This window comes from Planococcus alkaliphilus (assembly GCF_057031095.1).
In genome coordinates this window covers 1707630-1725311 of sequence record NZ_CM168060.1, presented here as the reverse complement: position 1 = coordinate 1725311, position 17682 = coordinate 1707630, and the positions used below count along the sequence as shown (strand labels likewise).

Sequence of the window (17682 nt, the reverse complement as noted above, 5' to 3'; positions counted from 1 at the left end):
ATTATCCTTTTCTCTCCTCTATTAAGAACTGCACATAATACAATCTTCAGCACGTTCATATTCTTCAGTGTATGTGTAATAGATCGTTTTCACTGATTTCTTCCATGCTCCCATATCTAATCGTAGAAGCTCAGAGCCTTTAACTGATTTAGATACGTGCATATTATGACTAATACCTTGATCCACATACTTCTGAGCTGCTGCCACTATATTGATTGCCCACATTTCATCCATTTCAAATCCTGATTTATAGAACCACTTAGTTTGATTGTTGTAGTTAGATGGAACAATTACTACGTTCATTCCAGACTTTTCTTCACGATAGATAATCTCATATGGCGGATCAATACTTGGTGAAGTGTTGTTAATTACAGCATTTGAAGATGTAGGTGCAATAGCCATTAGATAAGCGTTACGCATTCCTTTAGATGCCATTTCACGAATCTCTGTCCATTCATCTGATACAAATCCACGCTTATCAAAGAACTCTCCAGTATTCCATTCTGAACCTTCGAATAGTGGGTATGATCCTTTTTCAACTGCTAGATTGTGAGATGCTTTAATTGCTGCTTTCAAATATTGTTTAAAGATATTAGCTGTAAACTCTGATGCTTCATCTGATTCCCATTGAACTCCACTTGAAGTCATATGAGTAACCAATCCCATTGCTCCAGCCCCAACAGCACGATACAAACGATTAGTGTTAGTAGCTTGTTGAACAACTGTACGATTTAATGAGATTACGTTATCAAGCATACGGAATTGAATATCAACTACACGCTGTAAAGGAACTTCTTCATCTTTATTGAAAACATTATTCAATACTAAAGATGATAGATTACATGTAACTAATCCTTCTCCCAATACTTTTGTTACTACAAATCCATCTTCATCTAACTCTTCTGATACTAGTTTATCAACTTCCATGTTCTGGATGATTTCGCTCGCTTATCTTCACTATGATTTCGCTATTATCATAACCGCTATTTAGCTGCTTTATGTCACCATAAAGGCGAGACTATATCATGATCTGTATTGTTAGTACAGACCCTCATCTTTTCCACTCGCTTGAGTGTACTCTACTCGGTTCTCACATATGTCCTCTCGACAAATGCTACCCTTTCGATAGTCGTTTGGCATTTAACTCGATATTAATATTTTAAGCATATTTCCAATCTTTAAAACTGTTTGCTTTAAGTCTGTAGCATACTGTTGAAACCTTCATATTATGGGCTTTACTAGCTTCAGTAACGCTAGGATACAAAACTCCATCAATGACTACTTTTTTAGAGTTGGCTTCTTTAACTCGCTGAATCATTCTCGCAGACTTCGGTTTTCCATACATCGGGTTTCTTTCTCCTGATGAATTAATACTTTTAAGCTTTCTAATTTCTTCCTGTCTGGGATTGTTTGTGAATGTATCTCCACCCATTTTAGCGTTTGAAATATTATATTTTGTAAAAATATCAGAATCAATATAAGACTGTTCAATTTCTATGGATTTCTCTAAATCGCTAGTAGTATAAATAACTTCAAACAAGAATGCTTCTTCACCATATTTATTCCAATCTTCTTGCATTTTAGTATTATTGTGACTAGACTTCCTAAACATATTTTTATGAGAACGCCATCGTTTTTCGATTTCCTGTGATCTCCCAAAGTATACTTTCCCATTGTTCAAACAAGTGATGCTGTAAATGTTATATATCATCTCTCCGCCTCCTTTCTTATAGTTTATTTAATATCGAGTTTTTAGCACAGGATTGTCTCAATGCCATGAGAGTTTCCCTGTTTAGATGAGTTTGCTAACGAGAATCACTTCTCGTAGGTGCTATCAATTAACACAAATTACTGCCAAATGGCATACCTGCATGAGAGTTAGGATTCATTCTAGCTGCTGTATCATGGAAGTATAAATATGGTGTACCGCCTGTTTTACGTGAAGTGAAGACGGATTTATAAATATCAGTAGCTTTAACTGTACGTTTGATTTCAAAAGCCATATTGTTTTCAGCTTTACGATACCAATAAGTGAAAGCATGATCTTCTTCATTTGGAGTTTCGTCTGCCATTAGTTTCTTTTTGTCATATAGACGGTTTAAATCGACTCCCATTTTCTTACGGAACTCATAAGGATCAAAGATAGTCCAATTCTCTTTTGCATCTAATCTACGCATAAATTCATCTGGAAGTGTTACTGCTGTTTTAACTGAGTGCGCTCGTTTCTCTTGTGAGCCAGTCTTCAATCGTAAATCTAAGAAGTCAAAAATATCATAATGCCATACCGGAAGGTACAAGCTAATTCCTGCAACTCGACTTCCCAATTGATTTACATACTCTGCTAACACACTATTCAATCGAGAAGGATGTAATACTCCTGTTGCTCGTCCTTTATATCCTCTAATCCATGAACCGGATGCACGTAGGAATCCTAGATACGTACCGATTCCTGCTCCATTTTGCGAGAACATTGCTGTCTGATCAATACTACGCATAATACTCTTTAAGTCGTCATCTGGAGTAATGATATGGCAAGATGAAAGTGTTCCATTTGTAGCACCTGCATTAAGCAATGTAGGAGTTGCTAATCCAATGTAGTTATTAGCTAGTGACCAATAAGATTCTTTAACAAATTCCATACGCTTAGATTTCTTTTCATCTCTCATCAGATATAGCGCTACTGTTAAAAATCGTTCTTGTGGTAATTCTAAAATTTCCTTTTGATAACCCTTTTTAAGATACGTATTGTTTAACATAAATAGTCCGGCATAACTAAAGTTCTTATCCTTAGACTTATCAATAAGCTTTCCAGCTTTACGAATCTCTTGCTCAGTATAAGAATCTAGTAGAGTTTCATCATAGATACCTTGTTCAACCATTTGAATTACAAATGAATAGTAATCACCATAACCATTCTTATAGTCAAAACCTCTATTTTTTGAAGCGTGTTTATATAATTTTCTACGCAAAGCAGAAGCGCTTAGATATGTGAATTCTGGTGTGTTAGCTGTAATATGCTCATTAGATGCTCGGATAATTAAATCGAACAGTTTGTCAGCTTCCAGTTCTTTCTTTGAATTCACATGTTCGATAACATCTGTTTTAATTGCAGCTAATTTATTTTTATCATACTCACGTTCAGAGTCTTGAATGATTTCATTAAAGAAACGATCAAAACGTTCCTCCATAAACTCTGACTTTTGAATGTGTGAGTTGCGGTCTTTAGTAATTGTTGTCATTCGTATTCCCCTTTATAATAGTTTTATCTTCTAGTTTGAGTCTTCTTCTACTCAACCAATCGCATCACCACCTATATATTATTATAGTTGATTTAATAGGAATTGATTAAATTTTTTCAATGTGTAACATAACATAACTTAGTTTTTCATCCATTGCTTCTCTTAATTCTAAATTTTCAACTCTACCAACTAACATTGCCAATTCTTCAGCATAACCATATGCTTTATCAGCATCATCTCGAATTTCTTCCATTGCCATTTCTACAATGTCTTTAGCTTTATCTTCATAAGTTAATGTCTTCATTAATTAATCTCCTCACTCTATTTGAGTCTATCTAGTTGTAACGCAATTATTTTCCAATGTAATTTTGTGATAATAGCATGGCTACTATAAAAGCTGTATAGAATGTAGCTGCTAAGTTTGATGTCAATGCCTTCTTCTGATCCAATACACTTAATCTATAGTATGAAACCTTAGTGTTTCTGCATTCATTCTGATATTCATAATGGTATAAAATTCTATATATGAACGCTACAGAAGCGATGATGAATAAGATAATCAGTAGTAGATTAGTTAGCAACTTGCACACCACTGTTTTCAATTAACTCGATAACTTCATCCATATTGAGGTAGGTCATTTCTTTAGTTCCGTAATTTCCTACGCTGTAATCACATTCAAATGTATCGTAGAATTTTTCAGTATGATGCTGCAAGTCTTGATTGGTAAAAGTATCTCCACGTTCAATCATACGTTTTAATCGAATACCTTCATTTACTTCAATCTTAATGAAGATAAATCCACGATTCTTTAATGCTTGATATTCATTTGGCATACGACAATCTGTAACGACAATATTTTCTTTAGGTTCATAATTCTTAATTCTATCTTCTCTTTCCTTATCAATATCCTTAAACATGGCATTGATCCATACATCAGGATTGATATTACGGAAATCTGTTCCAATCGTTTGCAGTAAAGCTCTAGGCTTCTCATAGCTGCTATACAGCTCAGGAAACCATTGACTAGCTACTTTCTTCACATTGTCAGCAAAGGCATAACGTGTGAATCCATATTCTTTCACAAGGTAATCAGCAATGAAATCTTTACCTCCACCTGCCGGAGATATTAGGGCAATTTTTATTCCCATAATCATTCTCCTTTTGGCTTAACTAATTCACATTTAGATAATCTAGATTGCAAATCTGTACGCACTCTAGCTTTATATTTTCTATATTTACGACCAGATAAATCTTTCATTCGCTTATCTAATACTTTTAAATGTCCATCAAGCTTACTATTGTTATTTGCCACCTTCTTAATTTCAAGGAGTAGCTCGATCTCATTTTTAATTTCTCTTCTATTTCTACGAGCAACTTGAATTTGCTTTGCAATCTTATATCCTTCTGAAGCATTAAAGTTTTCAAATTCCGCTAAATGTTCAAGATCAATTAGTTCATTATCGTAACGAACCTGAAGCTTATTTAACTCTTCCATTCTTGTAGGTATTCCATCCACAACCTTGCTTATACTTAAAGTAGCATTATGAAACTCTTCAATCAGTGTATTCATCTATTCGCCTCTTCTCATATTTATTTGTTGATATTGTTATAATATACTCAATTAATTAATATGTCAATTATTATAACTTATTTAATTGAGTAGCAATTATTTCCTTTTTAAATCTAATTAAATCAATCCCACCAGTTGCCGATATTCTTCTTCATTGAATCAAATACAAATGCAATGTCTTTCTTCATTAACTTACTTTCAGCCAATCTCCAAGATTGATGATCCACTGTTCCTTTATCAATATCAATGAAATCTTTAGCTGGAAGATAATCATTCTTAATCAATCGTTCCAATGCTGCAATTACATATCGAAGTTGCATGACAATTTCTTCTGTTTGAACTTTATCAATTCGTTCATTATAAAAGAATTTTTCTTTAAGTTTAAGTTTCTTAAGTAGAATCTTATAGATATAATCTTCTCCATATTGACGATCATTCCAGATAACCGGAAGCCATTCAATAAGATTAGATAGTCCACGTTTAATGCTATATAGCTTTAATTGGATTTTATGTTTGAGTCTCATTCAATCAGCCCTTCATCTTTTAAGAATAAAATAGTTTTCATTCTCATACGTTGCATATCTTTAATCATAATATCTAAATTACGATCAAACTCTTCTACATCTTCCCATGCTACTTTCTGATTCATATTCTGAACAATGCCGCCTAGATTCTGAAATGATTTACCTAGCAATTGAAACTGCTTAAATAATTCTTCTTGTTGAGACATATTAATCACTCCAATCCGCTTAAATTATATTTTTATTTATTGAAATTACACTCAATAATATTCTCATGTTCATCACAATACAAAACCTTTAATCTATCTAACATTAAAAATCTAATCACATCTTCCTGCGGTAAATACAATGTATTCATTAGAGTGTTATTCCCTTTAATAAATTTATAAATACCTCTCTTCCAACATATAACTACGTGCGCTTCCTCAAATGCTTCTTTATAAGTCACAAACTCAAACCTTTCTATTTAAAAGGGAAAATTTAATTCAATATTTTCTCTTTCATTTTGTTTAAAGCATCTAACAAGCTTGATCCTTCTGTTACATGAAGTACATTGTCCCTTCCAATTGCATGAACAGTCGGTAAACTTCCGATACTCAATGTAAGTTGAATAGAAATTAATTCATCTTGAAACTCGCTCAATAGTTCCTCAATCATTTTTCATCGCTCCTAATAAAAACTAGATTTTATAGGGTAATTAACCCTCTGTAAACGTTGATATAACAGGCTTCGTAGCCGATAAATAAGGGTTTTCCCTGCATTTCCACTAAAAACAGCTAATATAGAGATATTCTTAAATTTTATGCTCTGAAACCGTTGGGAGAGTAAGGCTTAAACACCCAATAAAACCGATATTTTATGGCATAATAGTATGTGAAATTGAAAAATGGATGCCGTATTTTCCCACCTTTTAAGGATGTCGAATTTCACAATCTTTTTCACTATTGGGTTATTTAATTCTTATCTCACTTTATGTGCGGACGGTTATTTAACATTCTCTAAATCTCTGTCTAAATACCACGCTAATTCACCAATTTCAGACTCAATCAAGTAGGCTCTCACAGATGTGTTTTCAATGAATTTGCAATTCATTACAGTGCAAACTCTACCTTTTGGTAAAAACGCTTTATACTTCGTCCTTACTTTTGTTCCTTTTCCATCTGGATATAACATTTATAAAACCTCCTTCGCTGTTTCCATCTACTTCACATTAAAAATTACATTCAAAGCCAACAGAATTAAAATTCCACAATAGATAATAGTCATCCATTTAATTAACTTATCTCCACTGTCATCAAATCTCACTTCATGTCATCCTTGAAATGCCAATCCTTAGCATCAACATAAGCTGTATTCACAAGTTTCTTAGTTGGATATCTAGTCACATTCTGCAATACAATTCGATCAGGTGTGTATTCAATCATCATTCCAGCTAATTCTTCTCCGGTTTCATTATGAATAATAGTTACATATCTATTACTTTTTAATTCGACCATGAGAAATCACCATACAATAACCAATTGATATTGCCTTCAGTATTCATAAATACATATGCTTCAGATTGATCTACTCCATAATCCATACCGATAAATGTGATACGTTCACCTTCTAGAAAATCATGTTTACCTTCATGAGCTGTTCCGAGTTCACCACGTTTCAACTGAATCATCTCCGATCATGTCAAAGTCTAAATGGATTTCACCTTGAATTTCGAATCCTGCTAAGTTAAGATAGTTATATAGTTTACTCTTTAGTTCTGATTTAATTAACCGGAAATCTTCGTCTGATATATTGTCAAAGTTTTGTACATTTTCGATGTAACTTATATTGTATTTAAGCTGCTTCATTTATTCACCTCAGTACACTGTTTCATATTCTGGATCATATTCATCTACTGGATTTAACTCGTTTGTTAATTCGTGCAGCAATTTAAGTGTTTCATCTAATACTTTCATTCCTGTTTCATTTAATGGCTCACCATCTGTTAGAATAGAATCTAGCTGTAAGGCGAAACTGGAAATTAATCCAGCCTCATCCTTCGCTATTAGTGTGTTAATGTCGTATTGATATTCGTGCATTCTCATTTTAATCTCCGCCTTTGTGGTTTCTATTATATTCGATTTATTTATATTTTTATAGTTTACTTAATTAGACTATTTTAAAATTCTAACTTGTGCTGTTATTCTACCTAATCTTACTGCTTCTCCATGATCTGCAACTAAAATATCAGCGATAAAACCTTTAATTCTCCCTCCGGTATCACCAGCGAGCGCTTTAAATGTGCCATATGGAGTCTTAACTTCTACTAATGAACCTAATGGAATTACATTTGGATCAACAGCAATAATTCTGTATCCATTATGGTGAATTGTATTTGATACATTCCATCCCAAAGCTGTAACTCCAGTACATCCTGTATTGCAAAATGCTGTATAATGTGTAGCTTCAAATTGAATCCATCCACTACCTTCTTCATCATTTTTATTATTACCTCTACTTACAGTTACCTTCTTATTCTCTTCTTTAGCCTTATTCTTAGCTACACGTTTAGCTTCTAATTCTGCTAATCGTTTCTTCTCTGCTTCTTGAGCTAATTCTAATTGGCGTTTCTCTTCTGCAATCTTAGCCAATCTAGCTTTCTCTTCAGCAGCCTTCTTAGCCTTTTCTTCTGCAATTCTTTTTTCTTCTGCTAATCGTTCAGCAACTTTTTTATTTCTATCATCTGCAATCAAGCTAAGTCGATTATCATTGAAGTTATCTTTAATCTGATTAGCTTCTTCTAGTGTAATTCCATTGCTATTTGCTAGATCAACTCGATCTGTAAACTTAGTATAGATGATGATTTCTTTTCTGTCAATTATTATAGTTGATTTATTTGAAATGGATTTAATTTCCTCTTTATCCTTCGTTAAACTATGAACAACTAACGGCATAGCCCATACCAATAATGCTGACATACATACTACAATGATAATTTTCTTCTTATTTAAATTTGAATTCATATACTCGCTTAATACTCACAATGCTTCATAGGAGAAATAAAAAACTAGAATGGTTACTAGTGATCTCCATTTGCAAGCTAAACTTCTCTTCCCTTCTGATTTTGGATTTGATGAGGTTGATTAGGCACGGATACGTTCTGCTTGTAACCCGATTGAGCCATCTGGACGAACTTCTGTGATTTTGTTGATTGTATGTTCACCTTTTGGCGCTTTGAGTACAAATTGATCTGAGCGCCTGAATCCTCGGAGCAACAATAGCTCCCCACGGTTGAACCAACTCTTATCGATAACTACCTTTTTGCCATTCTCTACTTTACTGATTTGTCTATCGTATTGTGAGAAAGCACCTGAGTATAGCTTGCATACAACTACCCCTTCAGGAGTTAATACGGTTACTGAATGGTTGTTTTTATTCTTATCTAATACTGTACCGATAATCGTAAAGAGCTGATAATTTTTCATTTCTCTTCCACGCCATTCATATTCTTCAGTAACAATAGGCTCTTCTGATAATGAATAGAAATCAGTTAATCCATATCGATTATAATCAACCACTTCCAATTCGTGATTGCCAACTTCATAGAATGAATTAGCTTCAAACTGCCATTTACTATTCGTACCGGAAGCCAACTCATTCCATATTTCTCTGAACTGAGCGTTATTATATGAGCGAATAAATGAATCGTCTTCTAGCAGCTTCATACAATCCTTCATCTTCTCATCGTATTCCTTTTTGAATTTCTTTTCTGATACAAGTGGTTGATTGCCTTCCCAACCTACGATTGATTCATCTGTAAAATTGTTAAAGAAGAATGCTTGTGAATATGAATCTAGAATGAGAATCTTATCCTTTGGCTTATCTACTTTGCTGTGTACAGATTTGCTAATATGAGACTTAAAATTGTAGAAATGTTTAAACGAGATTAAGTCTGGAGCGTCCAAAAGTCCAAGTGAGATGACTCTTGGTAGGTTCTGCCCATTCAGCTTATCCTTGACATCAACCTCTTTGATGATAAATTGCTTCATTGTTTCAACAGTAGTATCAAATTCGGTGAATGCGCCTGATTTGATTAGCTTGATGAATTGACCTTTGGTAATTAATTTGGTTTCATACATGCGTTTATAGAAGTCTTCGAATGATTGATATGGTCTGTTGGCGATGATAGCTCTCGCTAAATCGTCTCCCACACCATTAATTCCCTTCAAACCAAAGATAACTTGATTATTGTCGGGATCGGGAATAAAGCCAAAGTTAGCTTTATTGATTAAGGGGAGTGCCACATTGATTCCTGAATGCTGCATTTTTGAAATTGCACTACTTATTTTCCCATAATTGCTTCCTTTGTTACTTTCTGAATCCTCATCTGCACTAGCATTGATTGACAGACAAGCCGTTTGCCAGAATACAGATGGATATTTGTGTTCCAAAAGCAACATTTGCATGGCTATCAATCCATATCCATAAGAATGTATATTAGAAAAACTGTAGCCCAATTGAGGAACTATCTGAGTTTCCCATATATATCTTTTTAAATTATCGCTTGCCAATTAATTCACTCCTTTGCTAAATAACAAATCCTTAACTTCAGGTATCTTATCCATAAGCTTCTTACCTACCACTTTTCTAGCCATGTTAGCTTCAGGAATACTGAATCCGCCTATGTCATCGTCCATTAATAATTCCATCATTTCTTCCTGTGATGAACTTACACCGTAGGATGGATTAAGGTGTTTTCTTACAACTTCCATTTCATCTTCTGTTAATCCATAATCTTTCATTTCTTGAACCCAATCATCAGGACTATTTTTAAAACGTACATATTTGTCAATAGGCTGCTCACCACCATCTGCCATTAGTCGCATTAAATTGTTTGCTGCAACTAATTCAGCCAAGTTTGTAGGCTTAGATTTCTTTGCACATTGCAAGCCTACGTTTGTGTCAAATTGGAATAGATCAGGAACTTTATTTTCTGCAACCTTACTCCACATCTCTTGATCGTCATATTCTAATACGTCAGGATGAAGGTGTTTGTCATAAGTTTCTCTAAGAGTTTTCTCTGGTTTAATATAGCCATGCTCAATCAACAAATCCATACACGTTCTAATTTTATCGAGGGCTTCCACAGTTAACAAATCAAGCTTCAACCCTGAAAAATAATCTGAGTCAGCCATGTCGAATTGACTAACCAATAACCCCGATGAAGTTTTCATGGCTGCATTGTATGTGTAATATGGTGAATCATAGATGTAAACACCGGAAGCATGTTGAGATTTACCTTTGACTAATCCCTCGAAAGCGAGGCTCGCCTCTAAAAGTCCATCGTGCTTGAGGACAGCGTTTTTTAATTCTGCTACAGGCTTCAGTCCATCGCCACCAAAGAAAGACTTCTGCAAACTTCTAGTAAAGCCACGCTCCACTGGAATCAAAGATGTGAGATAGTTTACTTCATCTAAATCAATTCCCATTCCTCTCGCTGCGGATAGTAGAGCTGATCTGCTACCCTCATGGCTAAATGTCCCGATGTTGATTAAATTCCGTCTGCCATATTTGTCTCGTAGCGCTTCAATGATTTTTTTGCGCTTCGATTTTTCGGAATCAACGTCGATATCAGGAAGTTCGGGGCGTTCGCTACTCAAATGGCGATAGTGAGGCAGCGCATAATCTAAACTATTTAGTTGTGTAATCCCTAGCAATGCCACAGTTAACCAGCCTCCAGCAGAACCACGAGAAACACCAACCAGTGAATCGCCACCGATCCAGATTTCGTCAATTATTTCCTTTGTTAAAACGTAATATTTGGACATTCTATCTTCTAATCGTTCCGAAATTAGCCATAGCTCTTTCATCTCAAGGTTGATTCTTTCTAAACATTTATGAAAGTATTCTTTATCTGCTTTGCGTTTCTTAACAATTTGCTCGATTAATCCTTCTTGAACTAGCTGTAGATATTGTTGATCAATAGGATGTTCACTGTAAGCAAAACGTTTAATATATTCGTATTTATCATAGACAGGTTTGAGAATATGCTCTAACGTGAATTCAGTGTTCTTTGGTGTTGGGATGATGGTTTTGTGAAACAAGTCATATATTTCTACTTTATCGTAGATTTCCATTGTATTATCAAACGCCAACTGAAGCTGCTCTTCTGTTAGATGAGGTAGCATGTATTCTCTTACTTCATCTTCACTCATAATATAAGTAGAAGAATAGAAAGCATCAACTTCACGATCCTTGTTATCAGACTGTAGGTATATCTTGTGAATCTCTCTATCTTCCTTCTTCAAGTAATGTCCATCAGTAGCTACAACATATTTAATTCCAGTCTGTTCACTTAGTTTAATGATTTGATGATTAACGTAGATTTGTTCTTCGTTGTCAGATGGTTGCATTTCTAAATAGAAATGTTCTTTTCCAAATACATCAATACAAAATTTAAGGAAGTCTACTAACTCTTGATTGCGTTGCTTAACTTTTGCTTCATCATTTGCTAATTGTGCTTCTCTAATGCGAAGAATAGTTTGACCTAGCATACCTCCGATACATGCAGTAGAAGCAATTACATCACCTTTCTTTATAATTGATTTAAGTGTTGATTTGAAAGTTGGTGTTCTATCCTGCCCTTTTGATGAAAAATGCGATTCCCATGCAATTGTACTAATTTCTCTGATTTGCTGGTGTCCAGATAAATTGGTTGCAATTAAGAGGAAGTGAAAAAATCGAGAATCTGGATCGTTATTTGCAATGTTCTCTTTTAGCTGTTCTAGGTTGTCCTCAGCACATAAGTAAATCTCATCCCCAAGTCCAATTTTGAAGGATTTTTCTAGTTCGCCAGCTTCCATTAATTCTTTGTAGGCTTTAATGAACTTTATATTTCCACTGAGAATTTCGTGATCCGACAAAACTATTCCTTTAAGTCCGATTTGGTTAGCGTATTGAATCATCTCTTTAGGCTTATTCGTACTATCTTTGACTTTAACATTGCTGTACATACTATGGTTGTGAATTGAAAAATATGACAATTAATTTACCTCCTTCGGATACTTTTTATAGTACTCATCTGCAAGATTCCAGCGATATCCATGAGCAGTAAATGATTCCTTTTTTAATGCTCTGCTAATAGAGGCTGCCTTTTTACTATTAAAAAATAATCCTGCCGATTTAATAGATTCCCATTCTCTAATAAAATTCCCCTCTAAGTCTAGTTGTACAATCTTTTTTCTAAGAACTAAGTTTGGAGCATTTCTAGAGCGATCTCTTTTGTACTCGCATAGCCCTGCATTATGTGCTTTCTTTAAGTATTTATTGACTGTGACTCCGCTAACTTTTAGTTCTTTTTCGATTTCTTTTAGGAAGTATCCTTTATTCCAGAGATCGGCTGCAACCTTCACAAAAGAGTGCATAGACATTTTGTTATATTTATTCCAATCTATCTTTCTATTTTCGGGATTAATAATATCTAATAATCCACTTTCTTTTATTGACTTTGTAATATATTCCATTTCAGAAACTCTAGCATCTATAATGTAATATCTATTAATTTTATTTTTTGAAGCCATCGTTTCTTTAAAGTTGTCATTTGCTTGTTCTTCCTCCAGCGTTCTGTCGCTATAAAACATTCCTTTGACTCTATCATAGTGTTGTCCTCCATGCGTTTCTACAATGGCATTAAACTCTTTTAAGTAAAAATCATATCTCTTAGTTTTATTCCATTCAAAGATTTTTTCTGGTTCAAAGTCAATATTTAAATCGAGTAGTAAATTAAACATAAATTTTTCAGGGTATTTTCTTCCATCGGAACATCTTGGACAAGCCAATCCTGTACTATTCACGACTGCTATAGACTTATTTTCTACTACAAAATTACAATCTTTACACTTCCAATCTACTTTCTTTTCGCTTGACTGAGAATATAGATAGCCATCTTCTTTATTATTCAAAAAAGATGCTAAATCAGGATTGGTCGTCCACATATCATTAAAACCAATAAGAACTTTTGCATTAGACTTTGCACAATAGTGACATCCGTTTCCTACGTTTCGATCAGTAATAATTGCCTGCCATTCATGACCACAATCACCCAACCACCAAACTTTTTTGCCACTACCAGCCGTAAAATTATGTGGAGTTTTTTCTTTGTTCTTGATTGGATGCCATTGAGCTGCTAAAACTGGATTTAACACAGCCAATGAATTGGTGTGATTTGCTCTCTTTCCAGAGCAATATGGACAACCTTGATTGTGACTATTTTTATTCTTAATCGTCATATCGTAGTCGCTATTACATTTTAAACATTTCCACCATACTTTTTTGTGTGATCCACACGTTACTTCTTGTGGGCTTATATCTTTATTTAAAAGAAAGCTCCATTCTGATAGTAGCATGGGTTTTAGCGTTGCTAAGCTATTAGTGTGGTTTACTTTTTTCCCTGCACAATAAGGACATCCACCACTCTTTCCCCTATTGTTCGTTGATGCTTCGTAGTTGCTTGTACATTTTAAGCAATTCCACCAAACCTTTTTTCCATGCGATCTCGTCATCTTATAAATATCAATTCCTAACTCATCATTCTTCTCAAAATCCCATTCATCAAATAAGTCCGGTCTGTGTTTCAACATAGCGTTGTCGGCTAATTTAATTGTAGAATCAAATTCTCTTTTCACTAAATCAATTGTATCTTCAATTTCATCAATTACCACCAAAGCCAATCACCCTTTCATAAAACAAAATAGGTGCAGCAATTAAGCTACACCCTAATTATAACATTATAGTTTATTCAATACAAGTGTTTAGATAAACTTTTTATAACTTATTTAATAAAATTCATTAAACTTAAATCTTAATTAAAATACGAATCTAACTTGATCCTTCACTTCAACTATCTCAAAGTCTTCAATGATAAATTGTGGAGTTAAATTACCCTTCCAACTATTCATTCCGGTTTTACCAACGATATTTAATACTGCTGTTTTACCATCTGCTTTCAAATCTTTCAGCGCATCTACTCCACTAAACTTGATAATCTCGATTCCATTGAACATCATCTTAATCATATCTTCATTCTTGCCCATAATGAATGCATCTGATAAGTTTATTTCTATATTTTCTACAGCCCATGCAGGATTTTCTAAGCCTTTCCCCCACACTCCACTGTACTTCTCAATTTGATTAACAAAGTCTTTTGTTAGCATACTAGAAGGTAATACCATATCTACAATATGTGCTTCTTCATTTTCTACTTCAGATAAAGCAAAGTTAATCTTACTATCCAACTGTTTAAACTTATCATATGAAATACGTAATCCAGCCGCTTGAGGGTGTCCTTCAGCCGTATCAAATAAATCTAAATCCTGTAAAAATTTCTTAGTATCATTTAGGAATACATCATAACCCCTCATTGACCCGACAAGAAACTTATCATCTTTCTCATCTTTACGTAGCACTAATGTCGGTTTACGATACTTGCTTACAAGGAAACTTGAAATATACCCACTCATATTCATCTCAAAGTCGCCCTCAATTTCAACGACAATAAATGAATTCTCATAAAGTTTCTCACGTTCAATTTTTGCCGATAAATCTTCTAACAGTTTCTCTTTTAGTTTGCGCTGTTTAGCGTACATATTGTTGCAAATTCGAGTAATGCGTCTAGCCCAAGTCTCAGTCTTATCGGCTTTCCTTAAGCGATTGTTAATTGTAATCTCTTGGTGTCCGATAAATGCTTTAAACAAATCATCCAACTCTTCAACAGTAGCCATTCTAAGGTAGGAATTCAGTTTCGGATTAATTTTATAAGAAAATACACTAGGAGTTAATTCAACATCTTGATCAACGTTTTCCTTAACCATTTCTTTAAGGAATTCATTCTTCACATTGTTTATTCCATCAGTCATTAACCACTTAGTTTCCTTAGATGAGAGCTGCATTGCGTCCCCGATTAAGCCCCAACTAGACAAATCTCTGAAATCTTTAGCATAGTTTTTACCAATCGTTTTATCAATATGTTCAATGAACTTCAAGCACATTCCTGATCCACTTAACCATTTGTTGGGGTAGTCATCTAATTGATTGTTGATGATTAAGGCGTGTTCTGCAATAGCATCTGATTCGTGATGATCGATAACTAAAACATCAACCCCTCTATCATATAGAACCTTATGTTCTTTTAAATCATTTGAACCAGCATCCGGCACTAATAAGAGTGAAACAGTTGAAGCTACTAAATCTGGATTAATACCATGTTTCTTATCTGATAAATGATTTGACCAAGTTAAGTTGATTTGTGGAAAGGCTCTTGTTAAATAGTTATATAATTCGGCTGCCGAATTTACGCCATCACAATCTTTATCTATCTGAATATGAATATGATTGCCTTTTTCGATATGTGATAAAAGCAAACTCACTCCCTTATCTATATTTTTAAGGAGTGAGGAATCATATTCAAACTTCCGAGGATTGATGTACCATTCGATATCATCTGGTGATATATTACGATTAGCAAACACGGTCTTAATAGGATCAAACAAGTTTATATTCTCTTTATCTTTTAATTTATACAATTAAACATCTCATTTCATTATAGTTTATTTAATATAGTTAAGATAAAAACTTCCTTTTACTCAAAATATTCTCCATGTGTATCTTCGCCACATCTCAAACAATAGCCAGCTTGCTCAATGTCGTTACTTGAATATCCTGTACTTACCACATAAGTTTCCCAGTTATGTCCTTTATATTTACAAATCAAACGTTTGATATAATCAATCATTATGATATTCTCCATCTTCTTCTAGTCGATCCACATTAGCATATAAGTTTCCAATTTGAGATAACACCAGACGCAAATCTGATTCACCTTCATCTCGCATATGTCTAACCTCAAATTCAAGCAGCTCAATTAGATTTAATACTTCTTGCTTAAAACTTGCCATATTTCATCAATCCTCCTATAAAACTTTGATTTTATTGGTTAAATATTTTTGGTGCTTCCTATAAATCCATATAGCTATGATGGTTGCTGCAAGAGATGCTAGAAAGTGCCTAGTATCAAGGCTTCCAGAGGTATACATTACAGCTTCAACGGAAAAAGCCATGATTATCACTAAAACCCAGTATTTCACGCCTTTCCCTCCTCTTACATTAAAATGTGAATTTTATTGGATAGTTATTTAGCTTAGTTGTGTCAATACTTGACTCCAAAAAACATGATCTTTGTTATAATCTGCTTTAGCTAGTTTCAACAAATCTTTAGAATCATACCTAATAGCTTCCCACTCTGTGTCATCAAAATCATAACAACTACAATGCCATCCTTCTAAGACGATATAACTTCCATAATTCATTTCTAACAGTATATGTCTTGACATTTCATAGTCGGGATATGATGTAACTGCTACTACAATATGATGTGGTTTAATATCTAGCTCTTTCCAATCTACTTTCTCCATCTTACTCCTCCTCATTCAAATCTAAGCTAATGCTACGTCCATCTAATGTATCTCCAAAGAATGATTTAAATTCATATCCTGCTTCAATTAGCTTTAGGATGTCTTGATTGACGTTTTTTTTATTAGTTGTTGATTTCGCTACTTTATCCCAATTTATCTTTAAAGTGTTAACTATTGAATTAGTAGTATCAGCAGTATCCCAAGCGAAAGGACTAAGTTTAACTTTTAGTATTCCATCTGACTTGTTTGTTTTAACAAAAATTTGATTAAATAAATCTTCATTCATCTTGTACTTTGATCCTGTGTCCACGTATTCGTACTCAATTTCATTTTCCTTTCCTAGTATTTTAGTAATTTTAATTGGTTTCACAATATTGCCTCTTTCGTTTTCGAATAATCCCTGATAGTAGTCGCTAGTGTGTCTTGTCATTATAAATTCCTCCTAGTATTGTTATAGTTTAGTTATTTATATTCTAATAAAAATTATCTTTTATTGTATTAATAAATCTGTATTCATGCTCTCAAAACCCTTATATATCAACGTTTATCAGTCTCTATTTCTCTAATCGCTGACAAATCCTTATAATTAGGCGTTTCTCACACTTTTATCAAATATTAACCTCTCAAACCCTTGCTACTGTTAGGCTCATATATCCAATAAAATTCAGTTTTTATTCTACAATCTATTCCAATTCTTTCATTGATTTCTTGGTTGCCATAGCCATCAATATAATAGGAATCACACAGATTAGATAGATAATCAATCCGGCTACAACTCCAGCAGTATAATTTACATTTGCATCAGTAACTAAATCAATCAACCATGTAATTGTCCATCCTGTTCCTGCATATACAAACGCTACTAACACGAAGAATAATGCTATCAATGCTTTCATATTTCATC

At 33.9% G+C, this 17682-nt stretch carries 23 protein-coding genes; all 23 read right to left on the bottom strand.

From position 1 onward, the window contains the following. Positions 1–21: 21 nt before the first annotated feature. Positions 22–927 (bottom strand): ribonucleoside-diphosphate reductase subunit alpha, encoded by a 906-nt coding sequence (locus AC2EXB_RS09245; protein ID WP_483604579.1) that lies wholly within the window; start codon positions 925–927, stop codon positions 22–24. 232 nt (positions 928–1159) lie between these two features. After that, positions 1160–1711 carry a GIY-YIG nuclease family protein gene (locus tag AC2EXB_RS09240; protein ID WP_483604578.1) on the bottom strand — a complete coding sequence of 184 codons (552 nt, stop codon included), beginning with the start codon at positions 1709–1711 and terminating at the stop codon, positions 1160–1162. A 127-nt stretch (positions 1712–1838) separates the two neighbouring features. Continuing rightward, complete coding sequence (locus AC2EXB_RS09235) at positions 1839–3239, bottom strand: ribonucleotide reductase N-terminal alpha domain-containing protein (protein ID WP_483604576.1); 1401 nt, start codon at positions 3237–3239, stop codon at positions 1839–1841. A gap of 106 nt (positions 3240–3345) precedes the next feature. Continuing rightward, positions 3346–3543 (bottom strand): hypothetical protein, encoded by a 198-nt coding sequence (locus AC2EXB_RS09230; protein WP_483604575.1) that lies wholly within the window; start codon positions 3541–3543, stop codon positions 3346–3348. 266 nt (positions 3544–3809) lie between these two features. Further along, positions 3810–4388 carry a nucleoside/nucleotide kinase family protein gene (locus AC2EXB_RS09225; protein WP_483604574.1) on the bottom strand — a complete coding sequence of 193 codons (579 nt, stop codon included), beginning with the start codon at positions 4386–4388 and terminating at the stop codon, positions 3810–3812. A 2-nt stretch (positions 4389–4390) separates the two neighbouring features. Then, positions 4391–4810: a hypothetical protein gene (locus AC2EXB_RS09220; protein WP_483604573.1), complete on the bottom strand. Its 420-nt coding sequence runs from the start codon at positions 4808–4810 to the stop codon at positions 4391–4393. 122 nt (positions 4811–4932) lie between these two features. Continuing rightward, complete coding sequence (locus AC2EXB_RS09215; RefSeq protein WP_483604572.1) at positions 4933–5334, bottom strand: hypothetical protein; 402 nt, start codon at positions 5332–5334, stop codon at positions 4933–4935. Then, the gene (locus AC2EXB_RS09210; RefSeq protein WP_483604570.1) at positions 5331–5540 is read right to left on the bottom strand and encodes a hypothetical protein; all 210 of its coding nucleotides are present in this window, start codon (positions 5538–5540) and stop codon (positions 5331–5333) included. Before AC2EXB_RS09210 ends, AC2EXB_RS09215 begins: the two co-directional genes overlap by 4 nt. Before the next feature lie 271 nt (positions 5541–5811). Continuing rightward, positions 5812–5988, bottom strand: a complete 177-nt coding sequence (locus AC2EXB_RS09205; protein WP_483604569.1) for a hypothetical protein — start codon at positions 5986–5988, stop codon at positions 5812–5814. Positions 5989–6315: 327 nt separating this feature from the next. Then, entirely contained in the window at positions 6316–6504 is a 189-nt protein-coding gene (locus tag AC2EXB_RS09200) for a hypothetical protein (RefSeq protein WP_483604568.1), read from the bottom strand. A gap of 128 nt (positions 6505–6632) precedes the next feature. Then, a complete protein-coding gene (locus AC2EXB_RS09195) occupies positions 6633–6827 on the bottom strand; it encodes a hypothetical protein (RefSeq protein WP_483604567.1) in 195 nt (64 codons plus the stop codon). Then, a complete protein-coding gene (locus AC2EXB_RS09190; RefSeq protein WP_483604565.1) occupies positions 6815–6991 on the bottom strand; it encodes a hypothetical protein in 177 nt (58 codons plus the stop codon). The genes AC2EXB_RS09195 and AC2EXB_RS09190 overlap by 13 nt, the downstream gene beginning before the upstream one ends. Positions 6992–7187: 196 nt before the next feature. After that, complete coding sequence (locus AC2EXB_RS09185; protein WP_483604564.1) at positions 7188–7415, bottom strand: hypothetical protein; 228 nt, start codon at positions 7413–7415, stop codon at positions 7188–7190. Between the two features lie 69 nt (positions 7416–7484). Then, complete coding sequence (locus AC2EXB_RS09180; RefSeq protein WP_483604562.1) at positions 7485–8333, bottom strand: 3D domain-containing protein; 849 nt, start codon at positions 8331–8333, stop codon at positions 7485–7487. Between the two features lie 120 nt (positions 8334–8453). Further along, positions 8454–9881 (bottom strand): helix-hairpin-helix domain-containing protein, encoded by a 1428-nt coding sequence (locus AC2EXB_RS09175; RefSeq protein ID WP_483604561.1) that lies wholly within the window; start codon positions 9879–9881, stop codon positions 8454–8456. Then, positions 9882–12353, bottom strand: a complete 2472-nt coding sequence (locus tag AC2EXB_RS09170; protein ID WP_483604560.1) for a PHP domain-containing protein — start codon at positions 12351–12353, stop codon at positions 9882–9884. Then, complete coding sequence (locus AC2EXB_RS09165) at positions 12354–14030, bottom strand: zinc-ribbon domain-containing protein (protein WP_483604728.1); 1677 nt, start codon at positions 14028–14030, stop codon at positions 12354–12356. A gap of 144 nt (positions 14031–14174) precedes the next feature. Continuing rightward, positions 14175–15890, bottom strand: coding sequence for a DHH family phosphoesterase (locus AC2EXB_RS09160; RefSeq protein ID WP_483604559.1), 1716 nt, complete (start codon positions 15888–15890; stop codon positions 14175–14177). A 56-nt stretch (positions 15891–15946) separates the two neighbouring features. Beyond that, positions 15947–16099 carry a hypothetical protein gene (locus AC2EXB_RS09155; RefSeq protein WP_483604558.1) on the bottom strand — a complete coding sequence of 51 codons (153 nt, stop codon included), beginning with the start codon at positions 16097–16099 and terminating at the stop codon, positions 15947–15949. Continuing rightward, entirely contained in the window at positions 16092–16262 is a 171-nt protein-coding gene (locus tag AC2EXB_RS09150) for a hypothetical protein (RefSeq protein ID WP_483604556.1), read from the bottom strand. Before AC2EXB_RS09150 ends, AC2EXB_RS09155 begins: the two co-directional genes overlap by 8 nt. A gap of 237 nt (positions 16263–16499) precedes the next feature. Beyond that, a complete protein-coding gene (locus tag AC2EXB_RS09145) occupies positions 16500–16778 on the bottom strand; it encodes a hypothetical protein (RefSeq protein WP_483604555.1) in 279 nt (92 codons plus the stop codon). A 1-nt stretch (position 16779) separates the two neighbouring features. After that, positions 16780–17208 (bottom strand): hypothetical protein, encoded by a 429-nt coding sequence (locus tag AC2EXB_RS09140; RefSeq protein WP_483604554.1) that lies wholly within the window; start codon positions 17206–17208, stop codon positions 16780–16782. Positions 17209–17461: 253 nt separating this feature from the next. Next, positions 17462–17674: a hypothetical protein gene (locus AC2EXB_RS09135; RefSeq protein WP_483604553.1), complete on the bottom strand. Its 213-nt coding sequence runs from the start codon at positions 17672–17674 to the stop codon at positions 17462–17464. Positions 17675–17682: the final 8 nt, after the last annotated feature.

Excerpts from the sequence above, each read along its gene's own strand:
- AC2EXB_RS09200 (WP_483604568.1), bottom strand. The coding sequence starts at position 6,504 with ATGTTATATCCAGATGGAAAAGGAACAAAAGTAAGGACGAAGTATAAA.
- AC2EXB_RS09150 (WP_483604556.1), bottom strand. The coding sequence starts at position 16,262 with ATGGCAAGTTTTAAGCAAGAAGTATTAAATCTAATTGAGCTGCTTGAA.
- AC2EXB_RS09235 (WP_483604576.1), bottom strand. The coding sequence starts at position 3,239 with ATGACAACAATTACTAAAGACCGCAACTCACACATTCAAAAGTCAGAG.
- AC2EXB_RS09140 (WP_483604554.1), bottom strand. The coding sequence starts at position 17,208 with ATGACAAGACACACTAGCGACTACTATCAGGGATTATTCGAAAACGAA.
- AC2EXB_RS09185 (WP_483604564.1), bottom strand. The coding sequence starts at position 7,415 with ATGAGAATGCACGAATATCAATACGACATTAACACACTAATAGCGAAG.
- AC2EXB_RS09225 (WP_483604574.1), bottom strand. The coding sequence starts at position 4,388 with ATGGGAATAAAAATTGCCCTAATATCTCCGGCAGGTGGAGGTAAAGAT.
- AC2EXB_RS09220 (WP_483604573.1), bottom strand. The coding sequence starts at position 4,810 with ATGAATACACTGATTGAAGAGTTTCATAATGCTACTTTAAGTATAAGC.
- AC2EXB_RS09135 (WP_483604553.1), bottom strand. The coding sequence starts at position 17,674 with ATGAAAGCATTGATAGCATTATTCTTCGTGTTAGTAGCGTTTGTATAT.
- AC2EXB_RS09240 (WP_483604578.1), bottom strand. The coding sequence starts at position 1,711 with ATGATATATAACATTTACAGCATCACTTGTTTGAACAATGGGAAAGTA.
- AC2EXB_RS09205 (WP_483604569.1), bottom strand. The coding sequence starts at position 5,988 with ATGATTGAGGAACTATTGAGCGAGTTTCAAGATGAATTAATTTCTATT.
- AC2EXB_RS09210 (WP_483604570.1), bottom strand. The coding sequence starts at position 5,540 with ATGTCTCAACAAGAAGAATTATTTAAGCAGTTTCAATTGCTAGGTAAA.
- AC2EXB_RS09155 (WP_483604558.1), bottom strand. The coding sequence starts at position 16,099 with ATGATTGATTATATCAAACGTTTGATTTGTAAATATAAAGGACATAAC.
- AC2EXB_RS09245 (WP_483604579.1), bottom strand. The coding sequence starts at position 927 with ATGGAAGTTGATAAACTAGTATCAGAAGAGTTAGATGAAGATGGATTT.
- AC2EXB_RS09180 (WP_483604562.1), bottom strand. The coding sequence starts at position 8,333 with ATGAATTCAAATTTAAATAAGAAGAAAATTATCATTGTAGTATGTATG.
- AC2EXB_RS09215 (WP_483604572.1), bottom strand. The coding sequence starts at position 5,334 with ATGAGACTCAAACATAAAATCCAATTAAAGCTATATAGCATTAAACGT.
- AC2EXB_RS09195 (WP_483604567.1), bottom strand. The coding sequence starts at position 6,827 with ATGGTCGAATTAAAAAGTAATAGATATGTAACTATTATTCATAATGAA.
- AC2EXB_RS09230 (WP_483604575.1), bottom strand. The coding sequence starts at position 3,543 with ATGAAGACATTAACTTATGAAGATAAAGCTAAAGACATTGTAGAAATG.
- AC2EXB_RS09145 (WP_483604555.1), bottom strand. The coding sequence starts at position 16,778 with ATGGAGAAAGTAGATTGGAAAGAGCTAGATATTAAACCACATCATATT.